Origin of the sequence: Prevotella sp. P2-180 (assembly GCF_002251435.1) — a bacterium.
Taxonomy (GTDB): domain Bacteria; phylum Bacteroidota; class Bacteroidia; order Bacteroidales; family Bacteroidaceae; genus Prevotella.
Genome location: NZ_NPJI01000014.1, coordinates 25,596 through 44,523 on the forward strand (window position 1 = coordinate 25,596; position 18,928 = coordinate 44,523).

The window sequence follows — 18,928 nt, forward strand, 5'->3', positions numbered from 1 at the left end:
AAACTAAAGTTATCTCAACTCTGCACCGAGCTTGTTTTTGAGGTTTGCCGTGAGTTTCGACATTATTGCCTCTATCTGCTTGTCGTTGAGTGTCTTTGTCTCGTCCTGCAGTATGAAGTTCACGGCATAGCTCTTCTTGCCCTGCGGCAGGTTCTTGCCCTCATATACATCGAAGAGTTCCACGCTTTTGAGGAGTTTCTTCTCTGTCTGTCGGGCTATCTGCTCAATCTCGGCAAACTCCACCTTTTCGTCTACCAGCAGCGCTAGGTCGCGGCTTACGGCGGGGAAATTGCTTATCTCGGTGTAGAGCACCTCGTTTTTCCTTATCACCTTCATCAGTGCTGTCCAGTTCATCTCCGCATAGTATACTGGGCGGTCGATGTCGGCATCCTTCAACACTTTCTTTGCGAGGATACCCATCTCCACGAGTTTCTTTCCTCCACGGTTTTCGATGGTTATTCCCGACACGAAAATGTCGTTCTGGCTCTTCTTGCGCACTGTCATGCCGGGGTTGAGTCCTATGCGGCTGAAGATATTCTCCACGTAAGAGGCCAGTTCGTAGAACGAGCTGTCTTCGTCGGCGTGTGCCCATGAGCCTTCCACTCGCTTTCCAGTAACCCATAGCGCCAGGTGGTTCTGCTCGTTGTATGCCGCCATGGGGTTTTCGTCGTTCTGTCTGTCAGGATCGAAACGATAGACATTTCCGAACTCGAAGAATCTGAGGTTGGCGTTCTTGCGCTTGGCGTTGTGTTCAATGCTTTCAAGTCCGCCGAAGAGCAGTGTCTGTCTCATAACGCTCAGGTCTGAGCTCAGCGGGTTCATGATTTTCACAGAGTTGTCGGCAGGCCACTCGTTGCGATTTTCGTAATATGCGCCGCGGGTGAGCGAGTTGTTGAGTATTTCATTAAAACCGCTTCCCACGAGCTGTTCGCTCACGAGGTTGGCGAGTTTGTGTTTCTTGTCTTCCTCTCCCTTTATCACGAGGCAGCTTTTCAGCTGTGTAGGTATCTCGATATTGTTGTAGCCGTAGATGCGAAGGATATCTTCTACAACGTCGCATGGGCGCTGCACGTCAACCCTGTATGCCGGCACTTCGATGTCGAGTCCTTGTGCGTCCTCAGCCGTGATGGTCATCTCAAGCGACTGACAGATGCTCTTTATCGTTTCGGGTTCCAGATCCTTGCCTATGAGTGTGTTCACATAGCTGTACTCCAGTCTCACCTTTGCGTTCTCTATAGGGTTAGGATATTCATCCCTAATCTCCATCGACACCTTTCCTCCTGCCAGTTCCTTGCAGAGTATGGCAGCCTGCTTGAGAGCATAGATAGTTGCGTTGGGGTCGACACCGCGCTCAAAGCGGAATGAAGAGTCGGTGCTAAGTCCATGACGCCTTGCACTCTTTCTTATCCATGTAGGATGGAAGTATGCGCTCTCGAGCACAACGTTGGTGGTGGACTCATAAGTGCCGCTACCCTTGCCGCCAAACACGCCTGCGATACACATCGGCTCCTCAGCGTTGCAGATGCTGAGGTCGTGGGTGCCAAGGGTGTGTTCCACGCCATCAAGTGTAACAAACTTAGTGCCCTCGGGTTGTGTGCGAACCACAATTTTGTGACCTGTAACCATGTCGGCATCGAAGCAGTGCATTGGCTGTCCGTATGCCATCATTATATAATTAGTAATGTCAACAATGTTGTTGATAGGACGCAGACCGATAACGCGGAGCTTGTTCTGCAGCCACTCTGGACTTTCCTTCACCTCACATCCAGTTACGCTCACGCAAGCATAACGACGGCAAGCTTCAGTGTTTTCAATCTCCACGTCCACTACGAGGTCATGGTTGTCCACGCGGAATGCCTCACAGTCAGGTCGGTGGAGGCTTGTCTCGTAACCATTCTGCTTCAGCCATGCGTAAAGGTCTCGTGCCACTCCCCAATGAGACAGGGCGTCAGAGCGGTTGGCAGTGATGTCAACCTCTATAAGCCAGTCGCTCTCAAGGTTGTAATACTCGGCAGCCGGTGTTCCTACTACGGCGTCTTCAGGCAGGACGATAATACCGTCGTGGCTATTACCCACACCTATTTCGTCTTCGGCACAAATCATTCCGCAGCTTTCCACACCTCTAAGTTTTGACTTTTTTATCACAAATTCCTTGTCACCGTCATAAAGCACGCAACCTAAGTCAGCCACAATCACTTTTTGTCCAGCAGCCACATTAGGTGCTCCGCACACGATTTGTGAAGGATTTTCATGACCCAAGTCCACTGTTGTGACATGCAGGTGGTCGGAGTTAGGATGCAGTTCGCAGGTAAGCACCTTACCTACGTACAAACCTTTCAATCCTCCTTTTATACTTTGCACTTCCTCAAGGGCACCCACTTCAAGTCCCGTGGAAGTCAGTGCATCACACACTTCCTGTGGTGTAAGGTTGAAATCTACGTATTCTTTCAACCATTTGTATGAAATATTCATTATAAATGTTATTTATGTCTTCAAAATTCGGCGCAAAAATAATAATTTTTCGCCATTTATGCAAATTTTTTCTTCCCTTTCTTCTGAAATATTGAAAAATTGAAAAAAAGTATGCCAAAAGTGGTTTAAAGAATAAAAAAAGACTACTTTTGCAGAAAAAAAAAGAAATTTTTCGTATTTTGCTGTAGTTTTTCATGCCATCAGCAAGTCAAACAATCGTAAACAAACAATACACAACTATACAATGCAAGTAAGTGAACAACAATTCGCACAGTTTGTAAGGGAACACAAGTCCACCATATATACAGTGTGCTACATGTTCTCAAAAGACAACGACGAGGTAAGCGACCTGTTTCAGGAAATACTCGTGAAACTATGGAAGGGATTCGGTTCCTTCGAAGGACGCAGCGACATCAAGACCTGGGTATACCGTGTGAGCCTGAACACCTGCATAACACTCGACCGGAAAAAGAAACGACACCAGAAGAAAGACTCGTTGTCGATGGACATCAACCTCTACGATGACAACGACTCCGACACGCTGCAGGTGAAACAGCTCTACAAGCGCATCAACAAACTCGGATTCTTCGACCGCGCCATCATACTTCTGTGGCTTGAAGGAATACCATACGACGAAATTGGTGAGATAGTGGGCATATCGGCTAAAAACGTCTCGGTGAAACTCGTGCGAATACGTGAACAATTAAAAAACATGAATTAATAATACCTTATAATATTTTGAAAGCATGACAAACAATGAAAACATCAACGAGCTCGAGACATTGCGCTCTCAGCTCAACATACTGAAAAAGAAACTCAACGATCAAACAATAGTCAACGACCAACTATTGCGCAACGCCATGTCAAACAAGATGTCGTGGATAATGAAATACATCTGGTTTGAACTCTTGGCCCTGCTGCCGCTGTGCGCACTGTCGTTCATGGGAATAAAACTGATGTTTCCCGGCATGCCTTGGGGGCCGATGGTATGCATTCTGTTGCTTGTAGCGGTGGACATAGTGCTCGACTTCTACCTGAACCACACGTCGGAGAACGACTGGCTCGCTGAAAACCTCGTGGCCACAGGCCACAAGCTCATTCGCATGAAGAAACTGCGCTGGATTCAGGTGGCAGTGAGCCTGCCAATAGCAGTGGTATTGTTCATATGGTACGGCTTCTGCTTTTCTGCCGAAACCGACGAGGTCATGAGCATGGCCATGAACATCGGAATGATTGTCGGAGGTGTGATTGGATTGGGCATTGGTCTTTCCGTCCTGGTGAAAATGAACCGCACCAACGACTCGCTCATCCAGCAAATACGTGAACTCACAAAAGAAGAATTATAATCACTTTAAATAAATATAATTATGTTTAGAAAAATTGCAATTACAGCCATCATGTTCACACTGAGCATTATTGGCCTCAAAGCACAACTGCTTTACAAAATCAGTGGTAAAGACCTTCAGAAGCCTTCTTACATCGTAGGCACATTCCACGTGGCCTCATCGTCGTTCATCGACTCCATACCGGGACTCCGCGCTGCCATGGACGCATCAGAACAGGTATGCGGCGAACTTGACATGAAAGACATCACCTCGCCTGAGAACGTGCAGAAAATGATGACGGCAATGATGATAGATGGAGACAAGACCATCAAGGACCTGATGACAGAAGAAGAGATGAAACGTCTCAACGCCTACATGACATCGCTGCTCACCGTTGACTTCAACAACCCGATGATAATGCAGCAGATGGGCAAGTTCACACCATCCGCCCTCAGCCAGCAACTCTCTCTCGTGAGCATTGTGAAGAAGATGCCGGGCTTTAATCCCCAGGACCTTCTCGACAACGCCTTCCAACTCTATGCCGCTGAGAAGCAGAAGCCTGTGGTGGGCTTGGAAACCCTCGACTTCCAAATCAACACTCTCTATAAAGGCAAGTCGCTTGAGCGCCAGAAGCAACTGCTGATGTGTCTCGTGGATAACCCGGAATACAACGACCAGATGATAGACCGCATGATAAAGGCCTACTACTCCCTCGACCTTCTCGGACTTAAGGCCCTGCTCGACGAGAAGACCAACGACCAGTGTGACTCCACACCAAAAGAAAAGGATGACATCTTCGGCAATCGCAACCGCGACTGGCTTACCAAGATGCCATCCATGATGTCAGCCCACTCCACCCTATTCCACGTTGGTGCCGGTCACCTTCCCGGTGACGACGGCGTCCTTCAGCTTCTGAAGAATGCGGGATATACAGTGGAAGCTGTTAAGTAATTACAACTCCACTACTTCCAGTGAATATGGCGGAATCTGCAGCTGCAGGTTGCCGCCATTTATTGTGCCTTTCACTGCCGTAGCCACTTTCACCCTCTCCTGCGACGGCTTGCCACTAAAGCCCTCTGTAGGACAGTTGGCCTTGAGTGCTGGAGCCTTTACGGTGAGAGTGAGCGGCACTGGCAGAACATTCACCACCTTCAGGTATCTCTTACCCGAAGCAGAGTCCTCAACGATGGTGGCTGCCACTCGCTTCGTCACACTGTTGTCCACACCTTCCATGGTCACACCCGACGCCAAAAGGCGGTCGCCGGAATATTTCGAGAAGAGGCGCTGGGTTTCATAGCTCGGGGTGAGCTCAATGGTCTCGTTGTCGAAATATATCATGTCGGGATTCCAGTTCTGGTGCTTCAAGTGGCAGAGCATTGGTGCGTATGAGGTCATCTCCACTATGTCTCCATTGCGCTCTATGCCGCAGAGGTGAAGAGCCTCGGAGAGGGCGCAATCGATATTGCCACGCTTGCTGCGGGCGGCATACTCACCAAGGTAAACCTTCGGCGCATTGCGGTCGTAATTGTCGTAGTAGTCCTGGTTGTTAATAAACCATCCCACACTCTCATAGTAGTGTTCGTCTATCATATAGAAGAGGTCACCCTGCTGTTTTGCAAACTTCCATCCTTCTACATAGTCAGACGAAGGGGTATGGAAAGGACCTGCCGTTCCACATATCTTTATCTCCGGATAACGCTCGCGTATGGCCTTGCTAATCATGAGGCATCGCTCTTCGAACACGGTGGAAATGATGTCCTCGTTGCCTATTCCGATATATTTCAGGTTAAATGGTTCGGGATGTCCTGCGTCGGCTCTCATCTTCGCCCACTTGCTTGTGGCGGGATCGCCGTTAGCCCATTCTATCATGTTCATCAGTTCCTCGATATATGCCGGCATGTCTTCCATCGGTATGCCTCCCTGCTGTCCACCAAATCCGCACGCATTTTGTGAGGAGTTTTGGCAAGGAACACCTGCTGCCAAAACTGGCAGAGGCTCGGCACCAATGTCTTCACAGAACTGGAAATACTCGTAGAATCCCAGTCCGCGGGTCTGGTGGTAGTGCCATATATTACGGTCGGGCGTGCGCTCGTAGAGCGGTCCCACGGTATGGTTCCAATGGTAAATATTTTCAAGTCCGTCGCCATGGCTCATGCAGCCTCCCGGGAAGCGTACAAACTTTGGATGGAGATTGGCTATGGTTTCCGCGAGGTCTCTTCGCAGTCCGTTCTTTCGTCCCTTGAAAGTATCTTGCGGGAAGAGGCTTATCAGGTCTATCAGGGCTTCCGTCTTGCCTGTGGTGACGATGCGCAGTTCAGCAGCTTTCGTGTCGGCGTTGGCCACGAGTTCAGCCTCATATTTCTGCCATCCGTCGTGCAGTCTTTCTGAGGCTTTTTTGTCGGCTGGCTTCACGTATAATGTGGTTTGTGCCGCCACCTTCCCGTTTTCCACCACAGCCACGTCGAAGCGTTTCTTTCCGGTCGTATTAACGTAGAAGCTGAAGAGGTATTTCTCTCCGCGTTTCAATGCCATGCCGTCCCATCCTGTGTTGTAGAGAGTGTCGGCAATGATGCTCAGTGCGTTGGCGTTAGGTTTTCCCAAAGGTTTGTTGTTCACTATCTGCGCCTTGCTTCCTGAAGCCAGTCGCCATGCTGTGAAGGCATGCCAGCCTTTGTGGTCCTTTGGAGTGTATTCAAAGTCGCGGTTCTGCACCATCTCGGCATATAGTCCTCCATCGGCGGCATAGCTAATATCCTCGAAGAATATTCCTATTAGTTTATCGCTGATTTTCTTTGCATTACCATTTTTTACTTCAATTGAAGCTTCAACACTTCCTTTTGCTATCAGCGATGCAAAATTCTTTTGATCGTCGTTAAGTGTTTCACCCCATGTAGCCGATTTTTCACCCAGTGCCTTGAAGTAGTTTCTTACGCCTTCTACAGTCTGTGCCTTGCCTTCGAGCGATATGATATTGCCCGTAAACTGCTTTCCTCCAATGTTCACCAAGTCACGCTTTTGGTTGGCTGTCTCGTACTCTTGCGCAGTAGTCTCAATGTCTGGTGAGAAGTGGCGGAACTGGGCGTCAGTGTTTGTTTTACGGTACTTGCCGTCGCGCGTCTTGTACACGACAGAGTAGGAGTTGTTGCCGTTGCGCACTATCACGGGTGCCAATACGCCCTGATGACTCATCCTCGGATAGTCCTGTGGTCGCCATGTGGTAAGGTCTTCACTGTATGCCACAGCAAAGCAAGGAGCCACGTCGTTCACTTGGAACACGGCAGCATATCCGCCTTCGTCAAGGGCGATGGCATATTCAGAAAACATCCGTTTCTCCCCACCCCACGTTCCATAGTCGGAAGAGAATATCTGAGCTATGTCCACAAACTCGCCTCCATCGGGTTTTGTCTCGTCAAGGTATGCTATTCTCACTCCGTCTTTTATGCCTGGTGAATAGAGGAACACCTTGTCGCCTGCCGTGGCTGCCATAGCTAACGCGGCAAGCGAAATTGTAAATAGTTTTTTCATCATTTTATTAAGTATATAGTTAGTATTTCCAAGTTAGGCTTTTAGAGTTTATAGAGTTATTCTATGTAACTGTCTTTGAATCCGAGGAAGTAAAGCACTCCGTCAAGCCCTATGGTGTTTATCGACTGCTTTGCGTTAGCCACCACACGCGGCTTGGCATGGAAGGCGATGCCCAGTCCGGCTTCAGAAATCATGGGCAAGTCGTTGGCTCCGTCGCCCACGGCAATGGTCTGTGCGAGGTTCACCTTCTCCACCTGTGCTATAAGTTTCAGGAGCTCTGCCTTGCGCTGTCCGTCCACTATTTCTCCACGGTAGTTGCCCGTGAGCTTTCCGTTGTCGTCCACTTCCAGTTCGTTGGCATACATATAGTCTATTCCGTATTTTCTTTGCAGAAACTCCCCGAAGTAAGTGAATCCTCCGCTGAGTATTGCAATCTTGTAGCCATATCGTTTCAGCACCGCCATCAGTCGGTCCACACCTTCCGTTATGGGCATGTGCTCTGCAATGTCCTTCATCACTCCCACGTCGAGACCCTTCAGCAGCGCCACACGTTCCTTGAAGCTCTCCTTGAAGTCTATCTCGCCCCTCATGGCGCGTTCGGTAATGGCCTTCACCTGTTCGCCCACTCCTGCCCTCATGGCCAGCTCGTCGATACACTCGGTCTGGATGAGCGTGGAGTCCATGTCGAAGCAGATGAGACGTCTCATGCGGCGGTACATATTGTCTCGCTGCAACGAGAAGTCAAACTCCATGTCAGCGCTCAGGTGCATCAGTTTCGACTGCATGGAGGCAAGGTCCTTAGGCGTACCGCGCAGGGAGAACTCTATACATGCCCTGGTGTTTTTCTCGGGATGCATTATGCTTTGCCGTCCTGTTAGTCTCTTTATGGAGTCGATGTTCAGGTCCTGGTCTCTTATCACCCTTGCCGCCACGGCAATCTGCTTTGCCGATAGGCTTCGTCCTATCACGGTGAGTATGTATCGGTTTTTTCCCTGCTGTCCCACCCAGTTCTCATACTTCTCGTCGTCGATGGGTGTAAAGTCGATATGGATGTTTAGTTCTGTAGCCTTAAACAGAAGTTCCTTCATCACCTGTCCTGAGAGTTTCTCACTGATTCTGAACAGTATGCCAAGTGAGAGTGTACTGTGGATGTCAGCCTGTCCGATGTCGAGAATCTTTGCGTCATATTTTGCCAGTATCTCAGTCACCGACGCTGTGACACCAGGGCGGTCTTGTCCGGCAATACCAACGAGAATTTGTTCTTCCTTTTCCATGATTGTTTATGTAATTAAAAAAAGTGAGGATAAAAGATGTTTCTCTTACCTCACTACCTGATTATGTTTCAGTGGAGCTGGAGGGAGTCGAACCCTCGTCCACACAGGGAAACCATACGCTTTCTACATGCTTATTCCTGACTTTGGTTTTCGTGTTGCAGCAAGACCAGGACCACCAACTGCAACCTTATCCTCTAAAATTTCATCCCCGGCACGAGGCTGCCAAAGACTATTTCCGATTTACCTGCACCGCTTGGCCAACCTGATTCGGAACAACATCCGGTTGAGCGATGTCTCGTCCTGTCACCTTGTGACTGGATAAAGCCAGTAATCTACTGTACTTCGATTAGGCAGCGAGAGCGTAGTTGTTTTCGCCAATTAATTTTTTGTCCACTCTGATTATGGAGTTAGCCGACGAGACTCCGCATGCTTACGTACCATTTCTGCCCGCTGTCAAATCCAAACAGCCCCATTAAGATACTGTAATCTGGGTGCAAAGATACGCATTTTCTTCATACACTCCAAATTTTTCCCCGTTTTTTTCACATAAAAGTTAGGCGGTTCCAAACAAAATCACTAACTTTGCATTTTTTTAACCAATTCTTTTATTTTTTATTGAGATATGAACACATTAAAGGAATACCAATGTCATATACCAAGCCCCATCCACCAAAAACAAGTGCACTAATCCCCAATATAAGGAAAACAAGAGAAATGAAAAGAAACGAAAGTAACCATATAATGCTTATATATAAGGCTTTATAAACACTTATTCTATTCCTTTTGGTTCTGTCAAATTCTCATTTTCTTCGATATTTTGTTACTCGTTTTTGCGACAGATTGAATTATTTTTGTTACCTTTGCACCCGAAATCACACACAGGGTATAATATGAATACAAAAGAGACTGCATATAAGAAAGAACCCGTAAGGCTTCAACTGCGCCAACGGGCAGGTGGGAAACAAGCCGTTTACTTGGAGTTCTACAAGGAAGGTGTGCGCACATACGAACGCATACCAGACCTGGTGATAGTACCAGAAACAGACCAAAAGGCTATAAAAGCCAATCAGGCTGTTCTCGCCAAGGCTGAAAAGATATGCAGGCAGCGGAAACGGGAAATGTTGAAAGCCCAAAAACAGCAGGGTTTAGTCGTAGAAAGCGAGAAGCAAGAACGCAAACTGTCATTAATGGACTGGATCGGCAGATATGAAGAGATCCAGAAGAACCGAGGAGTAAGAGACCTCAACAGCATCCGTTCCCTCAGACGCTTTCTGTCATTGTACAGGAATGAAAGAGTGGCGTTGGAGGATGTTGACATTCCGTATTGCCTTGGCTTTATCGCTTTCCTGAAAACGGGGTACAAGACAAAGGACGGAAAGACACTGAGCGGCAAGACGGGATTTAATGTGCTTGGACAACTCCGAACCTCCTTGAATATTGCTGTCAACGAAGGAGTGATTCTGGTCAATCCTATCACGAAGCTCAATGCTTCCGAAAAGATAATTCCCAAAGAGACAGTCCGTGAGTACCTAACCATAGACGAGGTGAAAAGGCTCATAGACACCCCATGTGACAAGGATATTGTCAAGAGCGCTTTCCTGTTCTCTTGCAACTGCGGTTTGCGACGTGGAGACATCCTGTCCCTGCGATGGAAAGACATCACGTTTGATGACGGCGCATGGAGAGTATGCACACGCATGAAGAAGACCACCAACCTGGTATATATTCCGCTTCCCAAACAGGCAATGAGGTGGATAGGAAGTAATCCCGGGGAAAGAGACGGTGAGGAACTTGTATTTGACGGACTGAGCGCAGGACTCATCTCTGACCATCTGCATACATGGGTTGAGAAAGCGGGAATAAAGGGCAAGCACGTGACCTTTCATGTGGCGCGGCACACATACGCCACCATGCTCATATCGCTTGGAGTTGACCTTTATACAGTTTCAAAACTCCTTGGGCATACTAGCATTAGGCATACCCAACGCTATGCTAAAATCATTGACAGCGTTAAAGACAAGACTGTGGGATTGATGGATGAAATGATACCCTAAGCCCACAGGACCATCAAAGGCAGATTTCACCATATATATAATAATACAGAAAGCACAACCCTCAAACAGCATACACCATGACAAAGAAGATAAAGTCTAAAACGCCGAAAGAGCCAATCAGACTCCGTACCAAGAAACTTGCAAACGGTTCAGAATCGCTTTACCTTGACTGCTATGACAACGGGAAACGCAGTTACGAGTTCCTTAAACTCTACCTCATACCAGAGACAAATGCGGCAGCCAAGGCACGCAACGAAGCTACGCTGAATGCTGCCAACACCATCAAACTAAAGCGTATTCTGGAGTTCACGAACAACAAGGCAGGACTGAAGAACACTTCCCTCAAATCGAGAGTAAAGTTGTCCGACTGGATGGAGACATACAAGAAACGACAGGAGGAACGTGGCATCAAGGACAGGAAACTCATCTCCAACACCATCCATGCCCTCAACGGGTACGGTATGGACATTGCCATCCGGGATGTGGGCAGGGATTATCTCGTCGGACTGACAGACTATCTTAGGAATGAGCACAGGAAGCCAGACGGAACGCCGATACAGGCCTATACGGTCATCAATTACATGGCTTGCCTGAGAAACGCACTCAACATGGCAGTCCGCGAGGACGTTCTTCCTGAAAACCCGATGAACAGGCTCACGCCACAGGACAAGGTGAAAGCACCGGAAAGCAAGCGCGAGTTCCTTACCATTGAGGAGGTGAAACGCCTGGAAGAGACGGAATGCAAGCATCTGTATGTAAAGCAGGCCTTCCTCTTCGGGTGTTACTGCGGACTTCGCACGAGCGACATTAGGAAAATCACATGGGGACAGCTGACTGACGACAACGGCCAATGCCGCCTGCATATCATCATGCACAAGACAAAGACACCGATTTACCTGCCATTGTCGAAGAAAGCCCTGCAATGGCTTCCCGAAAGAGGTGATGCAAAGGATGATGACCGCATTTTTCCCAAACTTCCTGTACAGGTAAGCACGAAACATCTGCTCAAAGACTGGCTTGACTCGGCAGGCATAACCAAACCAATCACGTTCCATTGCAGCCGCCATACATTCGCTACCATGATGCTGACATTGGGAGCCGATATCTACACGGTTTCCAAACTGCTTGGTCATACCAAGGTGGAAACAACGCAGATTTACGCAAAAATCATCAATAAGAAAAAAGACGATGCAGTCAGTCTGATTGATGCCGCCTTTGCCTGATTGAGACAAGAATGTTTGTGAATCATCAAGAAAATCGCCCAATGCTGATATAAAAACGGCAATAAATTTTGTTTGTTGCCGTTTTTATATTACCTTTGCAGACAAAATAGTACTTCAAAAGCAAGATGGACACATACAAGAACCTTATATTGCAATACTCGACAAAGAAGGAATCGTTCACTTTGGATGACCTTTGGACTTGGCTGTCGGCAATGGGCTTGACAACCCGCAGCACCATGAACTGTATGCTTTCAAGGATGGTGGATAAGGGAGAACTTGTCCGCATAGCCCGAGGTGTGTATGCTTCGGCAGGACACAAGAACCTGTTTTCTGTTGAGCTGACATCGGAGGAACTGGACTTGGCGAGGAACCTGAAAGAACGTTTTCCATTCGCGCCCTTCTGTATATACAATGGCAAGAGTATTGCGCCCCTGCAACACCATCTGTCAGGCAACAACATGACATACGTGGAGACAGACCGTCTGGCAATGGAGAGCATATTTGAGTATATCAAGGAACATACCGGCAAGGAGGTTTGGTTGATGCCTGACGCGGATATGGTCTATCGCTACATTGACCTTGAAAAAGGAGGCATAATCGTCAAGCCGCTTGTTACCGAGGCTCCCTTGCAGACAATGGAAGGAGTCACGGTACCCACTTTGGAGAAACTTCTGGTGGATATAAACAAAGATCCAGACTTCTCCTACCTGCAAGGTGCGGAGGCAGAGCGGATGATGGCCAATGCCAAGGCACTTTATATTATTAACGCCACCCGTCTGAGACGCTATGCGAAAAGGCGCGGATTGAAAATAGAAGAGATATTATGATTGACAACAAATGTTTTACCACCGAATGGATAGAGACAAAAGCCAAGGAACTGAACTATACAGACACTAACCTCATTGAGAAAGTCATCCGTGCGCTTTCCCTGCTGGATATGCTTTCCCGTTCAGGATGTCCTTTCCACTTCAAGGGCGGCTCATGCCTGATGCTTCTGCTACATGACACTCCCCACCGTTTGTCGATAGACATCGACATCATGTGTCCGCCGGGTACAGACATCGAGCAATATCTTGCCTCGTATGCGGATTGCGGATTCATTGACTATAAGCTTGTGGAACGGAAACAGGCTGGGACGGATGTGCCAAAAAGCCATTCCAAGTTCTTCTATCAGGTGGCTTTCAAGGCAGACATGGACAGGACATCGTACATCTTGTTGGACGTACTGTATGAGGACTGCCACTATCAGCAGGTGGAGCGTGTGCCTATCCAGAGTGAGCTGATAGAAGTTATCGGAGAATGTCCGCTGGTCAATGTCCCGTCCATTGGCGACATCCTTGGTGACAAGCTGACTGCATTTGCACCAGAGACCACAGGTATTCCCTATTACAAGAACGACAAGCTGGCTACCCTTGAAATCATTAAGCAGTTGTATGATGTGGGAAGACTTTTCGACCGTGTGGACAATCTCACCATCACAGAAGCTGCATTCTCAAAGATTGCCCCTGTAGAGCTTGGCTATAGGGGGCTGTCCACGAGTGATGTGTCTCTCATCTATGAAGACATCAGGCAGACTGCCCTGAATATCTCCACAAGAGGATTTGTGGATAAGGAGAAATTCGCCCTGCTCCAGAAGGGCATCATAAGCATTCGTCCTTTCATGTACAGGCAGAACTACAAGATAGAGGATGCAATCACAGACGCATCCAAGGCTGCCTATCTCGCAACGCTGTTGGAAAAAGGCATCCGTGAGGTCAGACACTACAATGGCAATCCCTTGTCGGTATCAGATATGACGATAAGTGGCAGACTGACTACGAAACTGAACAAGTTGAGGATGGGCAATCCCGAGGCTTTCTTTTACTGGTCACTCACTGATGCACTGTTATAATAACCAACATCAAGCCTACAATGAATCGCCCTAAAGACACTTTTCTTATCATGCTCCTGCCCCTGACATTGACAGCGGCAATAGCATTGACAATGTTTGCCGTGATTGCCTTCCGTATGGAGGCAAACACGGAAGGCTTTGTATTTTCCTTTTTCTCCTTGTTCGCATGGATAGCACTCGTGAGCGAGTTCTTCCTCCTGTATGACTCCATCATCGACAAATGGCTTTCCAAAGACCGCTCTGTCATAGCAGCCACATGGTTTCTCCTTTCCCTGCTGTTGTCTTTCATGCTTACTCCAGATAAGCATCTTGACTGGAGCACAGCCATTGTCATGCTGTCCCTCTTTGCCGTCATATTCCTCCTGCCGTATATGGTGTGTATGGTCTATGGAAGACACATATCTTCTTTTTTGCTGAGACTTTGGAATGATAAACTCAAGAAGAAAGATAGAGAGAGTGCCATGTCCAAAACAGAGGAGACACAGGCTGTCATTCCTCCACCTGCACCCAAGTCCATGAGCCAGGAAGAGGAGATAGCGTATTATGAGAAAATGGTTGCAAGCATTCCATCTGGCGTAAAAGATCAGTTACCACAGACTCTCCAATCCAAAGATGCCCTGTTCCTCTTGTTGCTGCTCCAGGAGGGCGGTTTCCTTGACAACGAGCTGAAACCTGCCATAAGGAAAGAGGACGGAGAAATCAACCAGACGCTGTATGCCTATATTGCCGATGCCGTATGCACCGCTTTGAACATACGTCAGGGCAAGTGGAAGATATTCGAGAAACTGTGGCCTATCAACAACGGCACACAGACTGTCAGCAGGTACAAGCAGGAGACCAAGGACGCATCGACACAATACCAGAAACAGATTGCCAGAATGCTCCGCAAGGCAACGCGCATCCGTCCGGGACTCGACACATACGACCTCCAGTATTTCAAAGGGCATTGACTCTGTCAGTTGATGTCAGATAGGTTAGGACAGACATACTCCTTGTTCCCCGTCACCGTAAGAAAGTGGCGGGATTTTTTTGCCCTTTCCGAAGCCAATGCCAAAGCGCATTCCCTTGTATTCTCATGCAGGGTTATTCGGTGTTTATAGTGTGTTTACAGTTCCGTTATAATCCGATTGGTTCTGTTTATATTGCCGTTTATAATTCGCAATCTGCTCTCCTTGTGCTGTTTACATTCATTTTTCGGCTTTAATTCCTCACTACCTTTGCACTGTCTTCATGACAAATGAGGCACGTATTATTCACCAAAAACAGATTATATATGAGCGAAAAGAAAAAGCTGTTAAGCACCAAGGAGGCTGCCGAGTATTGCGGTTTCAAGCTCTCCTACTTCCGCAAGCTGATGATGCGGAGAACAATTCCCATGTACAAGCCTACGGGCAAGTTGTGTTTCTTCAAGCAGGAGGATCTCGACGCATTCCTCACAGGTGTGCGCATCTCCTCGCAGGATGAGATAGAGGAGGAAGCCAACCGCTACATCATCAGCCGCAAATAGACAACACCAGTTATTAACCCTTTAATTGATTATTGAATGGAAGAAATCAAGAACATGGAGAAGGCTGCCGATATGGTATCCGCTCCCGCACTGAAGAAGAGTGCAGGAAAGAGTGAGAGAAAGAATGACAATTCCAAGGAAGCACAGGTTATCCGAGGCTTTCTGGAATCAGTCGGAATGTACGAGGCTGATGCCATCAGGGTGAACATTGCCATTGCAGATGGAAAGACATCGTGTGATGACATGCCCCATGATGACCGCATAGCCGTGAACCGTTATCTCAACTATGGGTTGAACAACAACCAGCGCAGCACAGAGATGATACAGGGACATCGGGTGAGCCGTTCCTTTCTTCTGATGAAACGTGTGGCAGACTATGTGGACAAGCAGCAGGCGATTCTCCTGGGGCAGTCCCTATTCACCATTGCCGTCTGTAAGAAAGACATCGATGAGGTTTACAACAACTTCGACAAGCGTCCAGGTGGCAATGCCGTCAGTACTGCTAATACCAACGTAAACGCTACGGCAAAGCCATGACCGTACAGATGTCAGATTCTCAGCAAAGAAGCAAGCAGGTTGCAGATGTCTGTGTGTATGTGCATATACTTCACCAACTATCTGCACAGAAAATGCAAAACATCTGCACTTGCCGCTTCTTGACATGGGAAGGTTTCATTAACAAGGAGTACGATTGCATGGAACAAGGAACAATCTCCCACATCAAAGATTTGCGAAACGTCCCATGCTTTTAGTCTCCTATATCAATCAAATAACAAATTATCATAGAGCATGAATCATAAGAACAAGGAAACTACATCTTCGATGTTCCCGGCAAATGTCGGAAGCGTCATCTTCCGTCTTTCCGCAGAGGCAATTGTCTGGTTGGATGGAACAACGAAAGATGATGACGGCGTTCTGAAAACCAACAGGCGTTTCTTCCATGACCTGCTTGTAAGGATGCAGTTCTCAGATGTGTCGGAAGCATCCTGCTCTTCAGACTCGTACACCTCTGAGGCTTCGCCTCATCATTCTTCTTTCCCTCATTTCGTTTTCCGCAGACCACTGCTGTTGCATATCGGTCAGATGCAATATTCCGAAGAGATGCTGTCAGCACTCTGGCACCTTGGGCGTAAACGGATAAGGAATCTTCTACAGAGGATGGAATTGTTGGGGTTAATCAGAATCTATCCGTCACGGATAGCCTCCTATATGACTTTCCCCTGTATTGATGGGTGGACACTGAAAGGGAACGGCTTCATCGCCAATCCACACCGCATCAAACAGAGGGAAATGGCTTAACAAGAGGGAAGAGAAGGAAACATCATCGACTTCTTGCGAGGCGGACAAAGAGAAGCAAACCGGCACATTGCCCACGCTTGTCAGACTGGCTTTCATGCACCTCCAACGACTTCATGCCATTGGTCTATGGCTGTTGTAGATGTGTGCGTAGCCGAGCCGCAGATTTTTTGTTGCGAGATATGCCTTTGTGTTACATCGCTGCACTCTGTCCACACCAAGGCGCTCTCGCATACTCACTGCCGTTCGCATGATAAGGACGCTCGCAGGCTCGCATCCTGCAAATTACCTCTTATAAGAGGGGTTGTAAAGACACCCTTCTAAACGGAAGTGAATACTGTTATAACAATGGCAACGAAACAGCATCATTGCCGAATTTATATACAATTAGAATATTGATATGACGAATAAAAGAATAAAGAACATCGCAGTTGGTAACGCTGCCGAAGGCAATATTGCCACAGTTAGCACAGACCAAGACAAGAACAAGCTGAGCCGCACCGTAACCATCAGATTGTCGGAAAAGGACAACCGTATGGCAAGACTGCTGGCATCACGCTGCGGCACCAATAAAAGTACGCTTTTCCGCTCGCTGTTGTATAGTGTGCAGTTGAAGGCTCGTCTCTCTGACGAGGAGAAGTCTTTACTGCGAAATCTTGGCGACAGCCGCCGTGACATGGTGAACTTTGCAAACGCACTTTCCGGGCTGACTAATGAAGAGAAACTGTCTCTGTTCCGCAACCATCGCATGATGCTTGAATGGTACGAGAAAGTTGCCCCTGTAACCAACCTTGTCATAGAGTACTTGCAGTTCGTGATGAAAGCCGGTTACTTTCAACCACGCACAACGGGCAGCAGAGGCTGTTGCCAAGAGAAGAGGATGGACAACGGCTAATCAGATAAGGACTTCCAACATTCAGCAGGTCAATGAGGATTGCATGGAAGTCTTGCGTGCCATGCCTCAATGGTCATTCGATGATTATTTCCAAAGGCTTATCGGCAATGGCTACTATGTCAAGTCACAGGTTGACAAGCAAGGCGTGGTAAGAGGCTATACCCTTGTCAGCAAGAAAAACCTGAATGTCCGTTACAAGGCTTCCGACCTTGGAGCAGGTCGCAACCTTACGGCATCGAGGATAGAAAAGACATGGATGAAACTGAATCAGCCATCGGTGGCAGTGTCTCCGCAGCAGCCAGGTACGCCTGTGCATCAATCGCCACAGCAGCCACAACCATCCAAGCCACGAGGAACCAACAGGACTTTACGTTCAACCTTTGCCAAGGACTACACGCAATGGAAGCCCAGCCGTTCCAAGGTCACCATTGATAGTGGAGGAAAGACCTTCACCCGTTATATCCCTGATGATGTCATGTCTCTCTTTGAAGGCGAGTTTGACTGTCGTGAGGTTGCCAACTGGCAGCCGCTCACCAATCTTACGATGGCATTTTTCACCATGCTCGCTGTTCCTGATGTAACGCCTTCGGGTGGAGGAGGTGGCAGCTCGTCCGACCAAGGATGGGGAAGAGACAAGGATGAGGACGAAAAGGAGTGGGCACGCCGTTGTGCGCAAGCCGCCGTCAAGGCATTGGGCAGAAAGCCAAAGAAAGGCATGAGAAGATAACAGATTTTACAAACAGTAACAACATCATCCACAGACATGAAGATTACAAATACAGAGCAACTCCGTGCAGAGTTGGAAAAGCTCTCGCCAGAGCAGGAACGAAACAGAAAAGAGGCAGAAGTGAACAAGGAAATAGCCGTCCTTACAGAAACGCTGTCAGACATCAAAGACACCATAGGCAAGCTGTCGCCACTTGCAGATGCGTTGAAGGAAGCTAGTGCCGTGCATATCCCCAAGGATATGGAATCTCAGTTGATGACGTTAGCCAAAGCGCAAGGTGCACTTGCTGCTGACACGTTCAAATCCAAAGTGGAGGCAACTGTAAAGAAAGTAGGAACGGCTGACAACAGGGTATCAATCCCTTTGCCAGCCGCCTATTGCCTGTTTACAGTTTTCTTCTTCCTTGCCGCCTTTCTTGGACTTGTGATTGCTGCAAACGTTTTCCTGTTACACTCCATGGAGCTTTGGAAAATCGTTAGATTCGTTACTGCTGGAATGGTGGTTATGTGTACTGCCATTTTGTATGCCAAACATAGGAAGTGGTTATAAAAAAGGATGGCGAGAACACAATCTTGCCATCCTTCGTTTCGAACTAAATAATCCAATAATATTATATCGCTTTTAACAACACTATGTTAATACTATATCTCTTCAGCCACCAAAAGGGAAACTATGGCAAAGAAAAACGGATGATTTTTCAAGCTATTCCCTTTCATATTGGGCTCACATCATAAATAAG

At 47.8% G+C, this 18,928-nt stretch carries 17 protein-coding genes and 1 other RNA gene; 14 read left to right on the forward strand and 4 right to left on the reverse strand.

Translation table 11 applies throughout. The features are described 5' to 3' along the window. Nucleotides 1-9 precede the first annotated feature (9 nt). A complete protein-coding gene (gene pheT, locus CIK98_RS02435) occupies nt 10-2,472 on the reverse strand; it encodes a phenylalanine--tRNA ligase subunit beta (RefSeq protein ID WP_094382698.1) in 2,463 nt (820 codons plus the stop codon). Between the two features lie 244 nt (nt 2,473-2,716). On the opposite strand from pheT, the gene CIK98_RS02440 reads away from it, so the two are divergent. From CIK98_RS02440 to CIK98_RS02450, 3 genes are read left to right on the forward strand one after another with little or no spacing between them, the layout of a single operon-like run. Beyond that, nucleotides 2,717-3,193 (forward strand): RNA polymerase sigma factor, encoded by a 477-nt coding sequence (locus CIK98_RS02440; protein WP_094382699.1) that lies wholly within the window; start codon nt 2,717-2,719, stop codon nt 3,191-3,193. 25 nt (nt 3,194-3,218) lie between these two features. Continuing rightward, on the forward strand, nt 3,219-3,818 hold the full coding sequence (locus CIK98_RS02445; protein ID WP_094382700.1) for a hypothetical protein: 600 nt from the start codon (nt 3,219-3,221) through the stop codon (nt 3,816-3,818). A gap of 21 nt (nt 3,819-3,839) precedes the next feature. Beyond that, on the forward strand, nt 3,840-4,748 hold the full coding sequence (locus CIK98_RS02450) for a TraB/GumN family protein (RefSeq protein WP_253249617.1): 909 nt from the start codon (nt 3,840-3,842) through the stop codon (nt 4,746-4,748). Here CIK98_RS02450 and CIK98_RS02455 read toward each other — a convergent pair whose 3' ends face one another. The 3 genes from CIK98_RS02455 to ssrA form a co-directional block, all read right to left on the reverse strand. Beyond that, a complete protein-coding gene (locus CIK98_RS02455; protein ID WP_094382702.1) occupies nt 4,749-7,325 on the reverse strand; it encodes an alpha-L-arabinofuranosidase C-terminal domain-containing protein in 2,577 nt (858 codons plus the stop codon). A 53-nt stretch (nt 7,326-7,378) separates the two neighbouring features. Beyond that, nucleotides 7,379-8,596, reverse strand: a complete 1,218-nt coding sequence (serB, locus tag CIK98_RS02460; protein ID WP_094382703.1) for a phosphoserine phosphatase SerB — start codon at nt 8,594-8,596, stop codon at nt 7,379-7,381. A 69-nt stretch (nt 8,597-8,665) separates the two neighbouring features. Then, nucleotides 8,666-9,067: a transfer-messenger RNA gene (gene ssrA / locus CIK98_RS02465) on the reverse strand. Between the two features lie 419 nt (nt 9,068-9,486). Here ssrA and CIK98_RS02470 point away from each other — a divergent pair. The 11 genes from CIK98_RS02470 to CIK98_RS02525 all read left to right on the forward strand — a co-directional run bounded on the left by CIK98_RS02470 (nt 9,487) and on the right by CIK98_RS02525 (nt 18,738). Continuing rightward, a complete protein-coding gene (locus CIK98_RS02470; protein ID WP_094382704.1) occupies nt 9,487-10,650 on the forward strand; it encodes a site-specific integrase in 1,164 nt (387 codons plus the stop codon). A gap of 77 nt (nt 10,651-10,727) precedes the next feature. Beyond that, complete coding sequence (locus CIK98_RS02475) at nt 10,728-11,873, forward strand: site-specific integrase (RefSeq protein ID WP_094382705.1); 1,146 nt, start codon at nt 10,728-10,730, stop codon at nt 11,871-11,873. Between the two features lie 125 nt (nt 11,874-11,998). After that, complete coding sequence (locus CIK98_RS02480) at nt 11,999-12,700, forward strand: type IV toxin-antitoxin system AbiEi family antitoxin domain-containing protein (protein ID WP_094382706.1); 702 nt, start codon at nt 11,999-12,001, stop codon at nt 12,698-12,700. Beyond that, nucleotides 12,697-13,764, forward strand: a complete 1,068-nt coding sequence (locus CIK98_RS02485) for a nucleotidyl transferase AbiEii/AbiGii toxin family protein (protein ID WP_094382707.1) — start codon at nt 12,697-12,699, stop codon at nt 13,762-13,764. The genes CIK98_RS02480 and CIK98_RS02485 overlap by 4 nt, the downstream gene beginning before the upstream one ends. 20 nt (nt 13,765-13,784) lie before the next feature. Next, the gene (locus tag CIK98_RS02490) at nt 13,785-14,714 is read left to right on the forward strand and encodes a hypothetical protein (RefSeq protein ID WP_141210368.1); all 930 of its coding nucleotides are present in this window, start codon (nt 13,785-13,787) and stop codon (nt 14,712-14,714) included. Nucleotides 14,715-15,037: 323 nt separating this feature from the next. Continuing rightward, nucleotides 15,038-15,271 carry an excisionase family DNA-binding protein gene (locus CIK98_RS02495; RefSeq protein ID WP_094382728.1) on the forward strand — a complete coding sequence of 78 codons (234 nt, stop codon included), beginning with the start codon at nt 15,038-15,040 and terminating at the stop codon, nt 15,269-15,271. Nucleotides 15,272-15,307: 36 nt separating this feature from the next. Continuing rightward, nucleotides 15,308-15,808, forward strand: coding sequence for a hypothetical protein (locus CIK98_RS02500; protein WP_094382709.1), 501 nt, complete (start codon nt 15,308-15,310; stop codon nt 15,806-15,808). Nucleotides 15,809-16,060: 252 nt separating this feature from the next. Beyond that, the gene (locus CIK98_RS02510; RefSeq protein ID WP_216358947.1) at nt 16,061-16,570 is read left to right on the forward strand and encodes a hypothetical protein; all 510 of its coding nucleotides are present in this window, start codon (nt 16,061-16,063) and stop codon (nt 16,568-16,570) included. 397 nt (nt 16,571-16,967) lie between these two features. Next, nucleotides 16,968-17,462 (forward strand): hypothetical protein, encoded by a 495-nt coding sequence (locus CIK98_RS02515; RefSeq protein ID WP_094382711.1) that lies wholly within the window; start codon nt 16,968-16,970, stop codon nt 17,460-17,462. Between the two features lie 43 nt (nt 17,463-17,505). Next, nucleotides 17,506-18,189 carry a hypothetical protein gene (locus CIK98_RS02520; RefSeq protein ID WP_094382712.1) on the forward strand — a complete coding sequence of 228 codons (684 nt, stop codon included), beginning with the start codon at nt 17,506-17,508 and terminating at the stop codon, nt 18,187-18,189. Between the two features lie 36 nt (nt 18,190-18,225). Then, nucleotides 18,226-18,738, forward strand: coding sequence for a hypothetical protein (locus CIK98_RS02525; protein WP_094382713.1), 513 nt, complete (start codon nt 18,226-18,228; stop codon nt 18,736-18,738). Nucleotides 18,739-18,928: the final 190 nt, after the last annotated feature.